A 17,442-nucleotide genomic window follows, 5' to 3' on the forward strand; every position below is an offset into this window, starting at 1 on the left:
CATGGTCATCATCATCGGACTCGGCAAAACCGGACTCTCCTGCGTCGATTACTTCCTCGACCGCGGCGTCACGCCGCTGGTGATGGACACCCGTGCCAATCCGCCGGGCAAGGACGAGCTTCCCCCCGAGGTTGAGCTCATCCACGGGTTGGACGCTGAGCGGCTCAAGCAGGCGCACATGATAGTGGCGAGCCCGGGCATCGCCCTGGCGACTCCGGAGTTGAAGGCCGCCGCCGAGTTCGGGGTGCGCATCGTCGGTGACATCGAACTGTTCGTGCGTGAAACCCAGACGCCCGTCATCGCCATCACCGGCTCCAACGGCAAGAGCACGGTCACCACTCTGGTGGGTGAGATGATCGCCGAGGCGGGACTCAAGGTCGGTGTGGGGGGCAATATCGGCACCCCGGCGCTGTCACTCCTCAAGCAGCCCATGGATCTCTGCGTGCTGGAGCTCTCCAGCTTCCAGCTCGAGACCACCTACAGCCTGCGGGCCGCCGCCTCCGTGGTCTTGAACCTCAGTGAAGATCATATGGATCGCTATGCCGGCATGGCGGATTACCGCGCCGCCAAGATGGAGATCCATCAGCACTCCCAGCACATCCTGATCAATCGCGACGATCCCCAGACCCTGCCCGATGTGGGTCAGGTTTGGCAGAGTTTCGGCCTCGACTGCAACGGCTACGGTCGCTGCGAGCTGGAGGGCCGTCACTGGCTGACTTTGCACGGCGAGCCGCTCCTGGCGGTGGACGAGATGAAGATAGTGGGTGCCCACAACCAGGCCAATGCCCTAGCGGCCATGGCCCTGTGCGATGCGGTGGGCATTCCCCGCGAGGCACAACTTGCCGTGCTGCGCCGCTTTGAAGGCCTGCCTCACCGTGCCCGCTTCGTGCGGGAGGTAAATGGGGTGCGCTGGATCAACGACTCCAAGGCCACCAACGTGGGGGCGACCCTGGCCGCCGTGGCCGGGGTGCGTGAAGCGGTCAAAGGCCGCCTGCTGCTGCTGGCCGGTGGCCAGGGCAAGGGGCAGGACTTCGGCCCGGTGCAGGCGCTGCTCGGCAGCCAGATCGATCACATGTACTGCTTTGGTCAGGATGCCGAGGTGCTGCTGGCCCTGGGCGAACAGACCGAGCGGGTTGCCGATCTCGATGCCGCGGTCGCCAAGGCGGCGACCGATGCCAGGCCCGGTGACTGGGTGCTGCTGGCACCGGCCTGCGCGAGCCTGGACCAGTTCAAATCCTTCGAAGCGCGCGGCGATCGCTTCACCGAACTGGTGCTGGCACTATGAACGCCCTTCGCGCCGTCGCAGGATTCTTGCAGCGCTGGTTGCTACCGGCGCGCCCCGCCGGTCTCTACGATCGGCAGCTGGTGGTGCTGGCACTCGCCCTGATGGGCGTCGGGCTGGTAATAGTGGCGTCCGCTTCCATTCCTGAGGGGATCGCCATCAACAACGATCCCTTCATGTTCGTGAAGCGCCACGGCATGTTCCTCGTGATGGCGCTGGGTATCTCCTGGTTCGTGTTGCAGGTGCCCATGGCACGCTGGCAGCACTACAACGGCCCCATGTTGCTGCTGGCCATCGTGCTGCTGGTGATGGTGTTGCTGGTGGGGCGCAGCGTCAACGGCTCGGTACGCTGGCTGCCGCTGGGCCCCTTCAACCTGCAGCCGGCCGAGTTCGGCAAGCTGGCGCTGTTCGTCTATCTGGCAGGCTATCTGGTGCGCCGCCAGAGCGAGGTGCGCGAGCGCTTCATCGGTTTCATGAAACCCATGGCGGTGCTGTTCGTGGTGGCCATCCTGCTGCTGGCCCAGCCGGATCTCGGGTCAGTGGTGGTGATGTTCGTCACCTCCCTCGGGATGCTGTTCCTGGCCGGTGCCCGGCTGGTGCAGTTCATCGGTCTCATCCTGGTGGGGGTGAGCGCAGTGGTGACCCTGATCATCGCGGAGCCCTACCGGATGCGGCGGGTGACCTCCTTCCTCGACCCCTGGGCCGATCCCTTTGGCAGCGGCTATCAGCTGACCCAGTCCCTGATGGCTTTTGGTCGGGGGAGCTGGTTTGGCGAGGGGCTTGGCAACTCCATCCAGAAGATGGAGTACCTGCCGGAGGCCCACACCGACTTCGTGTTCGCCATTCTGGGCGAAGAGCTGGGCTACGTGGGGGTGCTTGGCGCACTCTTCCTGATTTTTGCGCTGGCGGTGAAGGCGCTCAAGCTGGGTCACCAGGCGCTGGTGGCCGAGCGGCTCTATGAAGGTTATCTGGCCATCGGCATCGGCATCTGGTTCAGCTTCCAGACTTTCGTCAACGTCGGTGCCGCCAGCGGCATGATGCCTACCAAGGGGCTGACCCTGCCGCTGGTCAGTTATGGCGGCTCCAGTCTCATCATCATGATGGTGGCGGTGAGCATGTTGATTCGTATCGATTTTGAGTTGCGCCAGGCGAGTGCCCAGGCGCGTGTGCGGGAGGTTGCGTGAGCAAGACGTTACTGGTGATGGCGGGTGGTACCGGGGGCCATGTGTTCCCCGGCCTGGCCGTCGCCGATCGCCTCAAGGCCCAGGGCTGGACCATCCACTGGCTCGGCACTGCCGACCGGATGGAGGCGGAGCTGGTGCCTGCCCATGGTTATCCCATCTCCTTCATCGATATCCAGGGGGTGCGTGGCAATGGCATCAAGCGGCTGCTGGCGGCCCCCTATCGCATCGTCAAATCCGTGCTGCAGGCCCGCCAGGTGCTCAAGACCATCCAGCCCGATGTGGTGCTGGGCATGGGGGGCTTCGCCTCCGGCCCGGGTGGCGTGGCCGCCTGGCTGTCCGGCATTCCGCTGCTGCTGCACGAGCAGAATGCCGCCGCCGGCCTGACCAACAAGCTGCTGGCCCGTATCGCCAGGCGGGTACTGATGGCCTTCCCCGGTGCCTTCGCCCCCAATGCCCGCACCGCCGTGGTGGGCAACCCGGTGCGCCCCGAGGTGGTGGCGCTGCCGGATCCCCAACTGCGCAGCAGCAGCGATCCTCTGCGCCTGCTTGTGGTCGGTGGCAGCCTGGGGGCCCGGGTCCTCAACGAGCAGGTGCCTCCTGCGGTTGCAGCTGCCGGTGTGCCCATCGAGGTGCGTCACCAGTGCGGCAAGGGCAATGGGGAGGCCGTGGCTGCCTCCTATGCCGGGCTGGGGGTCGAGGCCGAGGTGAGTGAATTTATCAAGGACATGGCGGATGCCTATGCCTGGGCGGACCTGGTAGTGTGCCGCGCCGGCGCATTGACCGTCTCCGAAGTGGCCGCTGCCGGTGTGGCCGCCATCTTCGTGCCCCTGCCCCATGCGGTGGACGATCACCAGACCCGCAACGCCCTGACCCTGGTCGACGGCGGTGCGGCCGAGTTCCTGCCCCAGTCCGAGCTGACGCCGGCCGCGCTGGCGTCGCGCCTCTCCTGGCTCGCCGGGCGCAGGGAAACCCTGTTGAACATGGCCCAGGCCGCGCGCCGGGTCGCCATCATCGATGCCGCCGAACGGGTTGCCGATGAGTGCAAGCGGCTCGCCACCGGCTGAGCCAAACGAGATGGAAGGCCAAGATGTGCCGCCAAGGCCCCGCTTCTGTCTTCGAACTGATGAATGTCGCCGAATGAAAATGGCCTGTGGCCGCGAATTGAGAAAGAACTATGACCAAGGTTGAACTGGCAAAACTGCGTACCGTTATCCCCGAAATGCGCCGCGTGCGTCGCATCCACTTCATCGGCATCGGTGGCGCCGGTATGGGCGGTATTGCGGAAGTGCTTGCCAATGAAGGGTATCAGGTGACCGGCTCGGATCTGGCCCGCAACGGGGTGACCGAACGCCTGGCCTCTTTGGGCGCACACATTTTTGTCGGTCACAGTGCCGAGCATGTGGACGGTGCCAGCGTAGTGGTGGTTTCCACCGCCATCAAGCAGGACAACCCCGAGCTGCTGGCTGCCCGCGAGCTGCGTATTCCCGTGGTGCGCCGCGCCGAAATGCTGGCGGAACTGATGCGCTTCCGTCACGGTATCGCCATCGCCGGGACCCACGGCAAGACCACCACCACCAGTCTGGTGGCGAGCATCTATGCCGAGGCGGATCGCGACCCCACCTTCGTCATCGGCGGTCTGCTCAACAGCGCCGGCACCAATGCCCGCCTGGGCAGCAGCCGTTATCTGATTGCCGAGGCGGACGAGAGCGACGCCTCCTTCCTGCATCTGCAACCCATGGTTTCCATCGTGACCAATATCGAAGCGGATCACATGGACACCTATGGTGGCGATTTCTCCAGGTTGAAGGCCACCTTCATCGATTTCCTGCACAACCTGCCGTTCTACGGTCTGGCCGTGGTGTGCGTGGATGACCCCGTGATCCGCGGCATGCTGCCGGAGATCGCCCGTCCTACCCTCACCTACGGTCTGAGCGATGATGCCGATGTGCAGGTGCTGGACTTCGTGCAGACCAGCAATCGCAGCCGCTTCCGGGTGCGCCGTGCAGGGGCGGGTGAGCTGGAGGTGACCCTGAATCTGCCGGGCATCCACAACGCCCTCAACGCCGCCGCCGCCATCGCGGTGGCAACCGAAGACGGCATCGGCGACGAGGCCATCATCCAGGCACTTTCCAAGTTTGAAGGGGTGGGGCGCCGCTTCCAGCAATATGGCGAGTTTGAAACCGGCCGTGGCAAGGCCATGCTGGTGGACGATTACGGTCATCACCCGAGCGAAGTGAAGGTGACCATCAACGCCGCTCGTGCCGGCTGGCCCGAGAAGCGGCTGGTGATGGTGTTCCAGCCGCACCGCTACAGCCGGACCCGGGATCTCTACGAAGATTTCGCGGATGTGCTTTCCAAGGTGGACGTGCTGGTGATGCTGGAGGTCTATGCCGCCGGTGAGGAGCCCATTCCCGGTGCCGATGGCCGTGCCTTGTGCCGTTCCATCCGCTCCCGCGGCACCCTGGAGCCCATCTTTGTCGCAACGCCGGATGATGTGCCCGCGGTGCTGGCCGACCTGATTGGCGAGGGGGATCTGGTATTGACCCAGGGGGCGGGTAACGTCGGTGCGCTGGCCCGTCGTCTCGGTGAGATGAAATTGAGCGTGGATAGCATGAAATCCGGTGCCTGAGGGCCCAATGAGTATTTTGACCGCCAAGCCGAGGCCTATATAATGGCGAACCGGTCTGCAAGTGGCCGGCATGGCGCGTTTTACGGGGATCGATCGGGTGGAGGCAAGGGCACAAGGGCGCACCAAGGGGGGCTTCATCGCCGGGGTGGCATTTTTCATCCTGGTCATGTGGGGGCTCTACCAGACTGCGCTGGATGTTAAAGACTGGCTGACGGATGCCAGTCGGTTGCCCATGAGCGAGCTGTTGCTGCAGGGGCAACACGAATATTTGAAGGCCGATGAGTTGCGTGCTGCCGTGCTGGATGGTGCCGAACTTCGCAACTTCTTCGAGCTGGATGTGAACGAATTGCAGGCGCGTCTGAACGCTCTGCCCTGGGTGGCCCAGGTCTCGGTACGAAAGAAGTGGCCGAACAAGATCAAGGTCTATCTCACGGAACAGGATGTGGCGGCTCGCTGGAACGGTAACCGCTTCGTCAACACCAAGGGTGAGGTATTCAGTGCCCCGGACAGGGTGAAGAAGCCCCTGATGCAGTTGTCCGGGCCCGATGATCAGGCCGCCAAGGTGCTGGAAGCCAGCCATCAGTACGAAACGCTGCTGGCGGCCAAGGGATACAAGTTGCTGGGGGTGAATCTGACCCCCCGCCATGCCTGGGAATTGACCCTGGATGGCAACATTCAGCTGTTTGTGGGGCGCTCGGATATCGCGCTTCGTCTGCAGCGGTTTATCGATGCCTTTCCGGTCATCGAGCCCCGTGAGCGGGTTGCTTACGTGGATCTTCGATACGACACCGGGATGGCAGTTGGCTGGAAGAAAAGCGAAGAGAAAGTGAATGACCAACACCGCAGATAGAAATTTGATTGTCGGACTGGATATCGGCACGACCAAGGTGGCGGTACTGGTTGGCGAAGTATTGCCTGATGGCGAACTCAATGTCATCGGCATGGGCAGCCACGCTTCTCGCGGGATGGAGAAGGGCGGGGTCAATGACCTCGACTCCGTGGTCAAGTCCCTGCGCCGCGCGGTGGAAGAGGCCGAGATGATGGCAGACTGCCAGATCAGTTCCGTCTATCTGGGGCTGTCCGGCAAGCACATCGATTGCCGCAACGAGACCGGCATGGTGCCCATCTCCGACGAAGAGGTGACCCAGGAGGATGTGGACAACGTCATCCACACCGCCAAGTCGGTGCGGTTGTCTGACGAGCTCCGGGTGCTGCACGTGCTGCCCCAGGAGTTCGCCATCGACTATCAGGAAGGGATCAAGAACCCGGTCGGTCTCTCCGGCGTGCGGATGGCAGCCAAGGTGCATCTCATCACCTGCCACAACGACATGGCGCGCAATATCGAGAAGTGTGTAGAGAAGGTGGGTCTGCGGGTGGATCAGCTGATCTTCTCCGCCCTGGCCTCCAGCTACGCCGTGCTGACCGAAGACGAGAAGGAGCTGGGTGTCTGCGTGGTGGACATCGGTGGCGGCACCATGGACATGTCGCTCTTTACCGGCGGCGCCTTGCGTCACACCAAGGTGATTCCCTATGCCGGCAGCACGGTGACCAGCGACATCGCCTATGCCTTCGGCACGCCGCCGCTGGATGCGGAGGCGATCAAGGTGCGCTACGGCTGCGCCCTCGGCCGCCTGGTCAGCAAGGAAGACAATATCGAAGTGCCCAGTGTCGGCGGTCGCCCGGCGCGCAGCCTGCAACGGCAGACACTGGCAGAAGTGATTGAACCCCGTTACACCGAGTTGCTCTCCATGGTGAATGACGAGCTGGTGCGGGTGCAGAGCGAATTGAAGGCACAGGGGGTCAAGCATCAGCTGGCCGCCGGTGTGGTCTTGACCGGTGGCGCGGCCCAGATCGAAGGCATTGTGGAGTGCGCAGAGCAGATCTTCCAGAGCCAGGTCCGGGTGGGCGAGCCCATGAATATCCGGGGATTGAGTGACTACGTACAGGCACCGGTGTACTCGACTGCGGTCGGGTTGTTGCAGTACGGCCGCACCAACCAATCCACCGGCAGTAACAAGGAATATGCCGCCAAGGCAAGCGTAGGTGGGCTGGTCAAACGGGTCAGCAACTGGTTGCGTGGCGAGTTCTAAAGATTTTGCTGAGTCAGGCAAATAAAGCGGAGAGACAACATGTTTGAATTTATGGATAGCCACACTGACGAAGCCGTCATCAAGGTGATAGGTGTGGGTGGCGGCGGCGGCAACGCAGTCGAGCACATGGTTCGTCAAAACATCGAGGGTGTCGAGTTCATCACCGTGAACACCGACGCCCAGGCACTGCGCAACTCCAGTGCCAATACCACCTTGCAGATCGGCGGTGGCATCACCAAGGGTCTGGGTGCCGGGGCCAACCCGGAAGTGGGTCGTGACGCCGCCATGGAAGACAGGGAAGCGCTGCGCGAGCTGCTGACCGGTTCCGACATGGTGTTCATCGCTGCCGGCATGGGTGGTGGTACTGGTACAGGTGCTGCCCCGATCGTGGCCGAAGTGGCCCGCGAGATGGGTATCCTGACCGTTGCCGTCGTGACCAAGCCGTTCTCCTTCGAAGGGAAGAAGCGGATGGGCTTCGCCGCTCACGGCATCGAAGAGCTCTCCAAGAACGTCGACTCCCTGATCACCATCCCCAACGACAAGTTGCTGAAGGTACTGGGTCGCGGCATCTCCCTGCTGGACGCCTTCAAGGCGGCCAACGACGTGCTGCTGGGTGCAGTACAGGGCATCGCCGAGCTGATCACCCGCCCGGGCCTCATCAACGTCGACTTCGCGGACGTACGTACCGTGATGCGCGAGATGGGTACCGCCATGATGGGTACCGGCTCCGCCTCCGGTGACGACCGTGCCGAAGAAGCGGCCGAGAAGGCCATCTCCAGCCCGCTGCTGGAAGACGTGGATCTGGCCGGTGCCCGCGGCATCCTGGTCAACATCACTGCTGGCATGGACATGACCATCGAAGAGTTCGAGACCGTGGGTAACGCGGTCAAGGCCTTCGCGTCCGAGAACGCTACCGTGGTGGTGGGTACCGTAATCGACCCGGAAATGCACGACGAACTGCGCGTTACCGTAGTGGCGACCGGTATCGGTGCCGAGCGTAAGCCCGACATCACCCTGGTCAAGAACAACATGGTTCAAGAGCGTCCGGCCCGTCAGCCCCTGATCAGCGAAGCCCTGCAGTCTCGCGTGATGGAAGAGGCCCCGGCCAAGGTGGTGAACGCCGAGCCGCAAGCTCGTCGCGAACCGGATTATCTCGATATTCCTGCGTTCCTGCGCAAGCAGGCGGACTAAGCCTCTGATGGCTCTGGTTTGTTTGTTGCTTAAGGATTGTGCTAAGATGGCCCGGCAACGACCATCTGGTCAGGAATTTGAGCTGTTAAAGCGGATACGCCCATGATTAGACAAAGAACCTTGAAAACGAGTGTCCAGGCCACCGGTGTGGGCCTGCATTCGGGCCGGAAAGTCACTATGACGTTCCGTCCGGCGCCTGTTAACACAGGGATCGTTTACTTGCGTACCGATCTGAATCCTGTGGTCGCGCTGCCAGCCAACGCCGATCAGGTGCGTGATACTGTGCTTTGTACCGCTCTGGTGAACGAAGCCGGTGTTCGCGTGTCGACCATCGAACATCTGTCTGCCGCTCTGGCCGGGATGGGCATCGACAACCTCTATGTCGAGGTTGATGCCCCCGAGATCCCGGTAATGGACGGCAGTGCGCATCCGTTCATCTATCTGCTGCAGGAAGTGGGTATTCGTGAACAGAACGCGCCCAAGCAGTTCGTGCGGATCAAGCAGAGCATCCGGGTTGAAGACGGCGACAAGTGGGCGGAATTCCACCCCTATCGCAACGGCTTCAAGATGGATCTCGAGATCGATTTCCAGCATCCGGTGTTTGAAGGCCGCAACCAGCGTTGCGTGCTGGACTTCTCCGGCAGCTCCTTCGTGAAAGAGATCAGCCGTGCCCGTACCTTCGGCTTCATGCGTGATATCGAGTACCTGCGTTCCCAGAACCTGGCACTGGGCGGCAGCCTGGAAAACGCCGTGGTGCTGGATGACTACCGGGTGCTGAACGAAGACGGTCTGCGCTACGAAGACGAGTTCGTGAAGCACAAGATGCTGGATGCCATCGGCGATCTGTACATGTGCAATCGCAGCATCATCGGTGAATTCCGTGCCTACAAGACGGGCCATGCCCTGAACAACAAGCTGCTGCGTGCCCTGCTGGCCCAGCAGGAGGCCTGGGAACTGGTGACCTTCGAGGGTGAGGGCGACAAAGCACCCATCGCTTACTACGACAACGGTCTGGTTCTGGCCTGATAGCTGTGCAACAGGACGTCGGTCATCTCTCCGCACCGACGTCCTGTCATTTGTTTATTCCATCCTTTAATACCGATTATCTCCCGGTTTTATTGCCCGTGCAGGCCCTTGGCCTCACCTGACCGAGAAGACAGATTTCTATGAGCATTACCCTGATCCTCCACGGTAAGCAGCGCCGCAGGTTGCACTTACCCAAACAACGTCTGGCTTGGGTCGGCGGTATTCTCTTCACTGTATTGGCCTTGGGGGGCGGCTGGCTCTGGCAGAGCTGGCAGCAGAAAATGGAGGCGCTGGAAGTGGCGCTGACCCTGGCCGAACAGCAAAAATCCACGCAAGGGGCCGATGAAGCCCGCGAACAGCTTGCCATGCTGGCCGCCCAGGTGGGCACCATGCAGGGACAACTTGGTCGCCTCAACGCCCTCGGCGAGCGCCTGACCGAGAAGGCGGACCTCGATCCCGAGGAGTTCAACTTCAAGGAACTGCCCCCCATGGGCGGCCCTTCCTACGATGCAGACCTGGAAGTCAGCCTGGGTGAACTGCAAGATTCCATGGAACACCTCAGCCGTCAGCTCAGCAGCCGCGAAGAACAGCTGTCGGTACTTGAATCCTTCATCATGAACCACCATATCACCGATGCGGGTTTCATCCCCGGCTCACCGGTCAAGCAAGAGCGTGTCTGGATCTCCTCCGGTTTCGGTGGGCGGGTCGATCCGTTCAACGGTCGCGCCAAGATGCACAAAGGAGTGGATTTCCGCGGCAGGCCCGGCACCCCCATCCTGGCGACAGGCAAGGGGATTGTCAGCTGGGCAGGGCGGCATCCGGAGTTTGGCAACATGGTGGAGATTGACCATGGCAATGGTCTGGTCACCCGCTATGCCCACAATTCCAAGTTGCTGGTGGATGTGGGCACCCTGGTCGATGAGGGCCAGAAGATTGCCCTGATGGGGCGAACCGGTCGTGCAACCGGAGTTCATTTGCATTACGAAGTGTTGAAAGATGGTCGTCAGGTCAACCCCGCGCGCTTTCTGAATGCCAGACGGGGTTAGGTTTTTTCTTCAGGTTCCAGTGACGGAACGCTTATATAACCAAAACAGTTGGTACCCATGATTAGCACACTGCTCACCAAGATTATCGGCAGCCGGAACGACAGAACGCTCAAGGCTTTGCGCAAAATTGTAAAACAAATCAATGCGATGGAGCCTCAATTCGAGGCACTGTCCGACAGCGAGCTGCAGGCGAAGACCGCCGAGTACCGTCAGCGTCTGGAGCAGGGCGAAACACTGGAGCAGTTGCTGCCGGAAGCGTTCGCCACCGTCCGTGAAGCCTCCCGCCGTGTGTTCGGCATGCGTCACTTCGACGTCCAGCTGATCGGCGGCATGGTGCTGAACTCCAACCGCATCGCCGAAATGAAGACAGGTGAAGGTAAAACCCTGACGGCCACGCTGCCGGCCTACCTGAACGCCCTGACCGGCCGCGGTGTGCACGTCGTGACGGTGAACGACTATCTGGCCAAGCGTGATGCGGAAGCGAACCGCCCGCTGTTCGCCTTCCTCGGCATGACGGTGGACTGCAACGTGCCCGGTATGGATGCGTCCCAGAAGCGCGATGCCTACGCTGCCGACATTACCTACGGTACCAACAACGAATTCGGTTTCGACTACCTGCGCGACAACATGGCATTCTCGCCGGAGCAGCGCGTACAGCGTCCGCTCAACTACGCGCTGGTGGATGAGGTGGACTCGGTGCTCATCGATGAAGCCCGCACCCCGCTCATCATCTCCGGTCCGGCGGAAGACAGCTCAGCCATGTACACCCAGATCAACAAGTTGATCCCGCTGCTGGTCAAGCAGGACAAGGAAGACTCCGAGGAGTACACCGGCGACGGCCACTACACGGTGGACGAGAAGAACCGCCAGGCGCTGCTGACCGAGAACGGCCAGATCTTCGTGGAAGAGCTGCTCAAGAAAGAGGGACTGCTGGCCGAGGATGACTCCCTGTTCTCCGCCACCAACATCAGCCTGCTGCATCACGTCAATGCAGGCCTGCGTGCGCACACCCTGTTCGAGCGCAACGTCGACTATATCGTCCAGAAAGACGAGATCGTCATCGTCGACGAGCACACCGGCCGCACCATGCCGGGTCGTCGCTGGTCAGACGGTCTGCACCAGGCGGTCGAGGCGAAGGAAGGGGTCAAGATCCAGAACGAGAACCAGACCCTGGCCTCCATCACCTTCCAGAACTACTTCCGTCTGTACGACAAGCTGGCGGGCATGACCGGTACTGCGGATACCGAAGCCTTTGAATTCCAGCAGATCTATGGCCTGGATACCGTGGTCATCCCGACCAACAAGCCGATGGTGCGCAAGGACATGGGCGATCTCGTCTACCTGACCGCCCAGGAGAAATACGCGGCCATCGTGCAGGACATCCGCGAGTGCGTGAAACGCGGCCAGCCCGTGCTGGTCGGTACCGTCTCCATCGAGAACTCCGAGCTGCTCTCCGGCATCCTGACCAAGGAAAATATCCCGCACAAGGTACTGAACGCCAAGTTCCATGCCATGGAAGCGGAGATCGTCGCCCAGGCCGGCCAGACCGGCGCCGTCACCATCGCCACCAACATGGCCGGTCGTGGTACCGACATCGTGCTGGGCGGCAACTGGCAGGCGGAGATCGCCCAGCTGGAAAACCCGTCAAGCGAGCAGATTGCCGAGCTGAAAGCGGCCTGGCAGGTGCGTCATGACGAAGTGCTGGCGGCCGGTGGCCTGCACATCATCGGTACCGAGCGTCACGAATCCCGTCGTATCGATAACCAGCTGCGCGGCCGTTCCGGTCGTCAGGGTGATCCGGGTTCCTCCCGCTTCTACCTCTCCATGGAAGATACCCTGATGCGGATCTTCGCCTCCGACCGCGTGACCGGCATGATGAAGAAGCTGGGCATGGAAGAGGGCGAGGCCATCGAGCATCCCTGGGTAACCAAGGCCATCGAGAATGCCCAGCGCAAGGTGGAAGGTCGCAACTTCGACATCCGTAAAAACTTGCTCGAGTTCGACGACGTGGCCAACGATCAGCGCAAGGTGGTCTACGAGCAGCGCAACGAACTGCTGGACACCAACGACATCTCCGAGACCATTCACGTCATCCGTGACGACGTCTACGGCGCCATCATCGACGAGTACATCCCGCCCCAGTCCCTGGAAGAAATGTGGGACGTGCCGGGTCTGGAAGCGCGTCTGAAGTCCGATTTCGCCCTGGATCTGCCGCTGCAGCAGTGGCTGGCGGAAGACGACAAGCTGTATGAAGAGAAGCTGCGCGAACGCATCCTGGATGAAGCCACCAAGCTCTATGCCCACAAGGAAGAGCTGGTCGGCAAGGAGGTGCTGCGCAACTTCGAGAAGGCGGTGATGCTGCAAACCCTGGACGGCCTGTGGAAGGAGCACCTGGCGGCCATGGATCACCTGCGTCAGGGCATCCATCTGCGCGGCTACGCCCAGAAGAATCCCAAGCAGGAGTACAAGCGCGAATCCTTCGATCTGTTCACCCAGATGCTGGAAACCCTCAAGCGCGACGTGGTCAGCATCCTGAGCCGGGTACAGGTGCAGGAGCGGGATGTGGAGGCGATGGAAGAGCAGCAGCGCCAGCAGGCCGAAGCCGCTCCCCGTACCTACACCCATGCCACGGCCGAAAACCAGCTGGCTGACGAGGATACGGGTGGGGCCGAGGGCCATACCACCTTCGTGCGCGACGAGCAGAAGATCGGGCGCAATGATCCCTGCCCCTGTGGTTCGGGTAAAAAATACAAGCACTGTCACGGTCAGCTGACCTGACACCCTGCCATGATGAATACACCGCCTCCGGGCGGTGTATTCATTTTCGGACCAAGGAGGGGACGATGAGCAGATTGCCGGCGGGATGGGATGGGGAGGCACATGGGCACTGGCTGCAGGAGAGACGCCAGGAGGCGATCCGTTGTGTGCTGAGCAGGCTGAACGCAGAGACGAACAAATCTGTTCCCCTGCAACTGCAGTTTGCCTATTACCTCTTTTTGTCCGGCGATCCCGCCTCGGCGGCCCAGGTGCTGACGCTGGCGTACCGGTCCGCGCCCGATAACACTGAGGTGCTGCGCAATCTCTGTGTCTGCCTCTCGCGCTCCGATCAACATGAGCGGGCCGTGACGCACCTGGCCGAACTGGTGCGGCGCGAGCCGGATGATTATCTGGTCCATGACGGGCTTTGCACTTCCCTTGCCAAGCTAGGACGCCATGAAGAAGCGGCACAAGCGGGAACCTGTGCCCTGACTCTCAAGGATGAGGCCGTCTCGCAGCCTGTCGCGGGGTGGGTGCTGCCGACAGAGGGGCCGGATGTCTGGCTCGCGGAGCAGGGGGAAAAGCAGGCAGTCATCGCCTTCTCCTTGTGGGGAGCACAGCCCCGCTATTTGCGGGGAGCACTCGACAATGTGCTGGCCGCAGCTTACCTCTATCCGGGCTGGCGGGTGCGCTTCTATGTGGATGGCAGTGTCCCTCAGGGGTTTCTGGCCTGCCTGCAGGAACATGGCGCCGAGATAAAGGTGCAGCCCGATGGTCAATCCCAGCGTCAGCGCCTCTGCTGGCGCTTCCAGGTCGCCAATGATCCCGGAGTTGGGCGCTTTCTTGTGCGCGATGCGGACTCCGTGCTGAATCTGCGGGAGCGGCTGGCGGTCGATGACTGGCTTGCATCGGGGCGCTGGTTCCATATCATGCGTGACTGGTGGAGCCACACCGATCTGGTGCTGGCCGGCATGTGGGGCGGTGTGGCCGGTGTGCTGCCTCCCCTTGCGCCGCTGATGGCGAGCTATCAGCCTAGTACCATGGAAACACCGAACATCGACCAGTGGTTCTTGCGAGACTGTTTATGGCGCTATCTGCGCCAGAGCGCGCGGGTACACGATCGTTGTTTCACTCCGCCCGGTGCGGTGCCCTGGCCGCAGGTTGCGCCGCCGGGTAATGAGCATGTCGGGCAGGATCTCTTCAGGGCCCGGGGGGATCAGCAGGCCATTCGGCTTGCCCCCTGGATCGCCCGTTTGCCGTGTTTACGCTGAGGACAATGATGGAACAGAAGAAACGGATCTGGGTGGCGGTGGGCGTCATCGAGAACGAACGGGGCGATATCTTCATCGCCAAACGCTCAGCCGATCGCCATCAGGGGGATCGCTGGGAGTTTCCCGGTGGCAAGGTGGAGTCGGGGGAGGATCTGCTCACCGCGCTGGACAGGGAATTATGGGAAGAGATCGGGATCCGGGTGCAGGATTGTGCCCCCTTCATGGAGCTGCACCACGACTACCCCGACAAGCAGGTCTTGCTGGATATCTGGAAGGTGACCCGCTTCCACGGCGAGCCCTTTGGCAAGGAGGGGCAGGAGTGTCGCTGGGTGCCACTGGCCTCGCTGCACGAATACCGCTTCCCGGATGCCAACGGCCCCATCGTCGCGCGGTTGCAGGCCTCGCTAGCCTGAAAGGGAATCGATACCAACGAAAAAGGGCCTGAGGGCCCTTTTTTGATCGTGAAGTGTTTATTGCCAGGGATCGCCCTGTTCCGGGTCGGGCAGCAGATCCGGGTTGATCTCGCCCGGGATGCGCTTCTGTTCATCCGCCCACTCGCCGAGGTCGATCAACTGGCAGCGCTTGCTGCAGAAGGGGCGAAACGGGCTCTGCGGGCCCCATTCGATCTCGCTCTGACAGGTCGGGCACTTTACCTTGGTCACCATGGGGCGCTCCTCAACAACAGGCGAGCTGGAAGGAAACGTCGCCTATCTGCTGTTCCGTCGTCGGCAGGAAGCGCAGGGCGAAGCGGTTCTTGTGGCCGCTCAGGGTCGGATAGCAGGGCTGGGTGCCCGCCAGACGGATGCGGATCAGTTCAGCCCCTTCGGCGGTATCCTGGAAGAAGCCGTTGGTGGCCACCTGGTCGCTGAAGTTGCCCGACTCGCGCCACAGGCGCAGCAACAGGGAGATGGCGTTCATCAGCAGGGTGATGTCACTCAGCCATTGCTGCATCTGCTGGTGGCGGGTGACGGCCGGGGTCGCCAGCCAGTGGTGCAGTTGCGGCACATCGAAGGCGCACAGACCACCCGGAATGGAGAAGCGCTGACGAATGGAGCCGAGCAGGCGATCCTCTTTCAGACGGGCGCCGGGGCGCGGGGAGTTCAGCAGGTTGCGGGAGAGCTGGGTACTCTCCTGCTGCATCCGCTGGATCTGCTCGAGATCGACGTCAGGCAGACTGGCCCAGTGGCTCAGGCGTTGGCCGAGGCGCTCCAGATCCTTGATGAGATCGGCTCGCAGGTCACCACGCTCCAGCAACTCCTGCAAATCGAACAACCCCTTGAAGAAGGCGATATGTGCCCAGGACTGGTCACTCTCCAGATTGTCGCGGATCTGGGAAAACAGAGACTCCAGACGAAGATAGGTCCGGCTTTTTTCATTGAGGGGAAAATCGTAAATCATGCCTAATCCTGGCCAGCCATAAACCGGCCTAGTGTACTCACAGTTGGTGGGCTTGTTGAGAGGCAAATGCCAGATATGTCTGGTGCAGGGCGAAAATTCGCTGCCCGATGGTCTCACTCGTACCACTCTGGTTGTCCAGGACGTCGTCGGCCATCGCCAGGCGTTCGCTGCGGCTCGCCTGGGACGCCAGTATCGCCTGGGCCTGTTCCCGAGTGACGCCATCGCGGCGGCAGGTACGCTCGATTTGTGTCGCTTCGTCCACATCGATCACCAGTACCCGATCGGCGAGGGAAGTGAGCCTGTTTTCCACCAGCAAGGGGACGACCAGCAGGCAGTAGGGGGAGCGGGTTGCCTCACACTGACGCAGCATCTCGCTGCGGATGAGGGGATGGAGCAGGGCATTGAGCCACTCCTTGGCCTGCGAGTCGGTGAAGATCCGCTCTCGCAGCCGGCGGCGATCGAGCTGGCCATCGGGGGCAACGACATCCGGGCCAAAATGGGCGGCGATGGCAGCCAGAGCAGGGGTGCCGGGCTCCACCACCTCGCGGGCTATGATGTCCGCATCCACCACCTCGATGCCCAGCTCGGCAAAGCGGTTGGCAACCGTGGTCTTGCCGCTGCCGATTCCCCCAGTGATTGCGACTACATACATGGGTCAGAGATCCTTTTGCTAGAGCACGACATCAAGATACCAGCGGGTGATGCTATCGCCCCACAGCAGCGTTATCCAGCCCGCGATGGCGAGATAGGGGCCAAAGGGAATGGGTTTGCCCTGGTGGTGGTTGCGCAGCAGGATGAGACCGATGCCGATGATGGCGCCCGCCAGCGAAGAGAGCAGCAGCACGATGGGCAAGGCTTGCCAGCCGAGCCAGGCGCCCAGTGCCGCCAGCAGTTTGAAGTCGCCATAGCCCATCCCTTCCTTGCCGGTCAGCAGCTTGAAGGCCCAGTAGAGGCTCCAGAGCACCAGATAGCCAGCCATGGCGCCGACCACCCCATCGGCCAGGGGCACGAAACCGCCCGCCAGATTGAACAGCAGGCCACCCCAGAGCAGGGGCAGGGTGAGCTGATCCGGCAAGAGCATCTTGTCCAGGTCGATGAAGGTCAGTGCGACCAATGTCCAGGTGAGCAACAGAGCGGCAAGGGTGCCCCAGCCGGGGGCAAGCGCGGCTGCTACCGAGACCGACAGCAGGGCGGTGAGCAGCTCAACCAGGGGATAGCGAGCCGAAATGGGGGCGTGGCAGTTGCGGCAGCGCCCCCTGAGCCATAGCCAGCTCAGCAGGGGAATGTTCTCCAACGCCCCTATGGGGTGGTCGCAGTGGGGGCAGCGGGAGCGAGGCACCATGAGGTTGTATCGTCCGGTTGCAGGAGGAGTCTCTTCACCGTCACCGAAATAGTCGCTGTATTCGGCATGCCAGGCCCGCTCCATCATGATGGGCAGGCGATGGATCACCACGTTCAGGAAGCTGCCCACCATCAGGGAGAAAAGGAAAATCAAGGAGAGATAGAGCCAGGGCAAGCCCTGGGCCAGTTCGATCAAAGGCACCATAAATCAATCGCTTGTGTCGGGA

At 61.8% G+C, this 17,442-nt stretch carries 16 protein-coding genes; 12 read left to right on the plus strand and 4 right to left on the minus strand.

The window, feature by feature from the left end:
* Position 1 precedes the first annotated feature (1 nt).
* The 12 genes from murD to mutT all read left to right on the plus strand — a co-directional run bounded on the left by murD (position 2) and on the right by mutT (position 14,889).
* Complete coding sequence (gene murD, locus I6L48_RS06005; RefSeq protein WP_043154094.1) at positions 2-1,285, plus strand: UDP-N-acetylmuramoyl-L-alanine--D-glutamate ligase; 1,284 nt, start codon at positions 2-4, stop codon at positions 1,283-1,285.
* Positions 1,282-2,466 (plus strand): cell division protein FtsW, encoded by a 1,185-nt coding sequence (gene ftsW, locus I6L48_RS06010; RefSeq protein WP_043154095.1) that lies wholly within the window; start codon positions 1,282-1,284, stop codon positions 2,464-2,466. Before murD ends, ftsW begins: the two co-directional genes overlap by 4 nt.
* Positions 2,463-3,530 (plus strand): undecaprenyldiphospho-muramoylpentapeptide beta-N-acetylglucosaminyltransferase, encoded by a 1,068-nt coding sequence (gene murG / locus I6L48_RS06015; RefSeq protein WP_113069547.1) that lies wholly within the window; start codon positions 2,463-2,465, stop codon positions 3,528-3,530. The genes ftsW and murG overlap by 4 nt, the downstream gene beginning before the upstream one ends.
* Positions 3,531-3,640: 110 nt before the next feature.
* On the plus strand, positions 3,641-5,095 hold the full coding sequence (gene murC, locus I6L48_RS06020; protein ID WP_041211792.1) for a UDP-N-acetylmuramate--L-alanine ligase: 1,455 nt from the start codon (positions 3,641-3,643) through the stop codon (positions 5,093-5,095).
* 97 nt (positions 5,096-5,192) lie between these two features.
* Positions 5,193-5,945 carry a cell division protein FtsQ/DivIB gene (locus I6L48_RS06025; protein ID WP_029314839.1) on the plus strand — a complete coding sequence of 251 codons (753 nt, stop codon included), beginning with the start codon at positions 5,193-5,195 and terminating at the stop codon, positions 5,943-5,945.
* On the plus strand, positions 5,926-7,185 hold the full coding sequence (gene ftsA / locus I6L48_RS06030; protein ID WP_010675832.1) for a cell division protein FtsA: 1,260 nt from the start codon (positions 5,926-5,928) through the stop codon (positions 7,183-7,185). The genes I6L48_RS06025 and ftsA overlap by 20 nt, the downstream gene beginning before the upstream one ends.
* Before the next feature lie 39 nt (positions 7,186-7,224).
* Positions 7,225-8,376: a cell division protein FtsZ gene (gene ftsZ, locus I6L48_RS06035; RefSeq protein WP_005305686.1), complete on the plus strand. Its 1,152-nt coding sequence runs from the start codon at positions 7,225-7,227 to the stop codon at positions 8,374-8,376.
* Between the two features lie 102 nt (positions 8,377-8,478).
* Complete coding sequence (gene lpxC / locus I6L48_RS06040; protein ID WP_010675831.1) at positions 8,479-9,402, plus strand: UDP-3-O-acyl-N-acetylglucosamine deacetylase; 924 nt, start codon at positions 8,479-8,481, stop codon at positions 9,400-9,402.
* 140 nt (positions 9,403-9,542) lie between these two features.
* Complete coding sequence (locus I6L48_RS06045; RefSeq protein WP_113069548.1) at positions 9,543-10,448, plus strand: M23 family metallopeptidase; 906 nt, start codon at positions 9,543-9,545, stop codon at positions 10,446-10,448.
* Positions 10,449-10,505: 57 nt separating this feature from the next.
* Complete coding sequence (secA, locus tag I6L48_RS06050; RefSeq protein WP_069785548.1) at positions 10,506-13,226, plus strand: preprotein translocase subunit SecA; 2,721 nt, start codon at positions 10,506-10,508, stop codon at positions 13,224-13,226.
* A 65-nt stretch (positions 13,227-13,291) separates the two neighbouring features.
* The gene (locus I6L48_RS06055) at positions 13,292-14,476 is read left to right on the plus strand and encodes a tetratricopeptide repeat protein (protein WP_216987869.1); all 1,185 of its coding nucleotides are present in this window, start codon (positions 13,292-13,294) and stop codon (positions 14,474-14,476) included.
* Positions 14,477-14,484: 8 nt separating this feature from the next.
* Positions 14,485-14,889: an 8-oxo-dGTP diphosphatase MutT gene (mutT, locus tag I6L48_RS06060; RefSeq protein WP_171864957.1), complete on the plus strand. Its 405-nt coding sequence runs from the start codon at positions 14,485-14,487 to the stop codon at positions 14,887-14,889.
* 57 nt (positions 14,890-14,946) lie between these two features.
* Here mutT and yacG read toward each other — a convergent pair whose 3' ends face one another.
* From yacG to I6L48_RS06080, 4 genes are read right to left on the minus strand one after another with little or no spacing between them, the layout of a single operon-like run.
* Entirely contained in the window at positions 14,947-15,141 is a 195-nt protein-coding gene (yacG, locus tag I6L48_RS06065; RefSeq protein WP_039040499.1) for a DNA gyrase inhibitor YacG, read from the minus strand.
* Positions 15,142-15,151: 10 nt separating this feature from the next.
* Positions 15,152-15,874 (minus strand): cell division protein ZapD, encoded by a 723-nt coding sequence (gene zapD / locus I6L48_RS06070; protein ID WP_010675825.1) that lies wholly within the window; start codon positions 15,872-15,874, stop codon positions 15,152-15,154.
* A 37-nt stretch (positions 15,875-15,911) separates the two neighbouring features.
* Positions 15,912-16,526 (minus strand): dephospho-CoA kinase, encoded by a 615-nt coding sequence (coaE, locus tag I6L48_RS06075; RefSeq protein WP_113069550.1) that lies wholly within the window; start codon positions 16,524-16,526, stop codon positions 15,912-15,914.
* An 18-nt stretch (positions 16,527-16,544) separates the two neighbouring features.
* A complete protein-coding gene (locus tag I6L48_RS06080) occupies positions 16,545-17,420 on the minus strand; it encodes an A24 family peptidase (RefSeq protein ID WP_043154107.1) in 876 nt (291 codons plus the stop codon).
* Between the last annotated feature and the right edge of the window lie 22 nt (positions 17,421-17,442).

It is taken from the genome of Aeromonas sp. FDAARGOS 1418 (assembly GCF_019048585.1).
GTDB classification, from domain to species: Bacteria; Pseudomonadota; Gammaproteobacteria; order Enterobacterales; family Aeromonadaceae; genus Aeromonas; species Aeromonas caviae.

What these genes read in the sequence shown, in the direction of transcription:
- ftsW (WP_043154095.1), top strand. Translation starts at nt 1,282, where the DNA reads ATGAACGCCCTTCGCGCCGTCGCAGGATTCTTGCAGCGCTGGTTGCTA.
- coaE (WP_113069550.1), bottom strand. Translation starts at nt 16,526, where the DNA reads ATGTATGTAGTCGCAATCACTGGGGGAATCGGCAGCGGCAAGACCACG.
- ftsZ (WP_005305686.1), top strand. Translation starts at nt 7,225, where the DNA reads ATGTTTGAATTTATGGATAGCCACACTGACGAAGCCGTCATCAAGGTG.
- lpxC (WP_010675831.1), top strand. Translation starts at nt 8,479, where the DNA reads ATGATTAGACAAAGAACCTTGAAAACGAGTGTCCAGGCCACCGGTGTG.
- mutT (WP_171864957.1), top strand. Translation starts at nt 14,485, where the DNA reads ATGGAACAGAAGAAACGGATCTGGGTGGCGGTGGGCGTCATCGAGAAC.
- I6L48_RS06055 (WP_216987869.1), top strand. Translation starts at nt 13,292, where the DNA reads ATGAGCAGATTGCCGGCGGGATGGGATGGGGAGGCACATGGGCACTGG.
- secA (WP_069785548.1), top strand. Translation starts at nt 10,506, where the DNA reads ATGATTAGCACACTGCTCACCAAGATTATCGGCAGCCGGAACGACAGA.
- ftsA (WP_010675832.1), top strand. Translation starts at nt 5,926, where the DNA reads ATGACCAACACCGCAGATAGAAATTTGATTGTCGGACTGGATATCGGC.
- yacG (WP_039040499.1), bottom strand. Translation starts at nt 15,141, where the DNA reads ATGGTGACCAAGGTAAAGTGCCCGACCTGTCAGAGCGAGATCGAATGG.
- murC (WP_041211792.1), top strand. Translation starts at nt 3,641, where the DNA reads ATGACCAAGGTTGAACTGGCAAAACTGCGTACCGTTATCCCCGAAATG.
- I6L48_RS06045 (WP_113069548.1), top strand. Translation starts at nt 9,543, where the DNA reads ATGAGCATTACCCTGATCCTCCACGGTAAGCAGCGCCGCAGGTTGCAC.
- zapD (WP_010675825.1), bottom strand. Translation starts at nt 15,874, where the DNA reads ATGATTTACGATTTTCCCCTCAATGAAAAAAGCCGGACCTATCTTCGT.
- I6L48_RS06080 (WP_043154107.1), bottom strand. Translation starts at nt 17,420, where the DNA reads ATGGTGCCTTTGATCGAACTGGCCCAGGGCTTGCCCTGGCTCTATCTC.
- murD (WP_043154094.1), top strand. Translation starts at nt 2, where the DNA reads ATGGTCATCATCATCGGACTCGGCAAAACCGGACTCTCCTGCGTCGAT.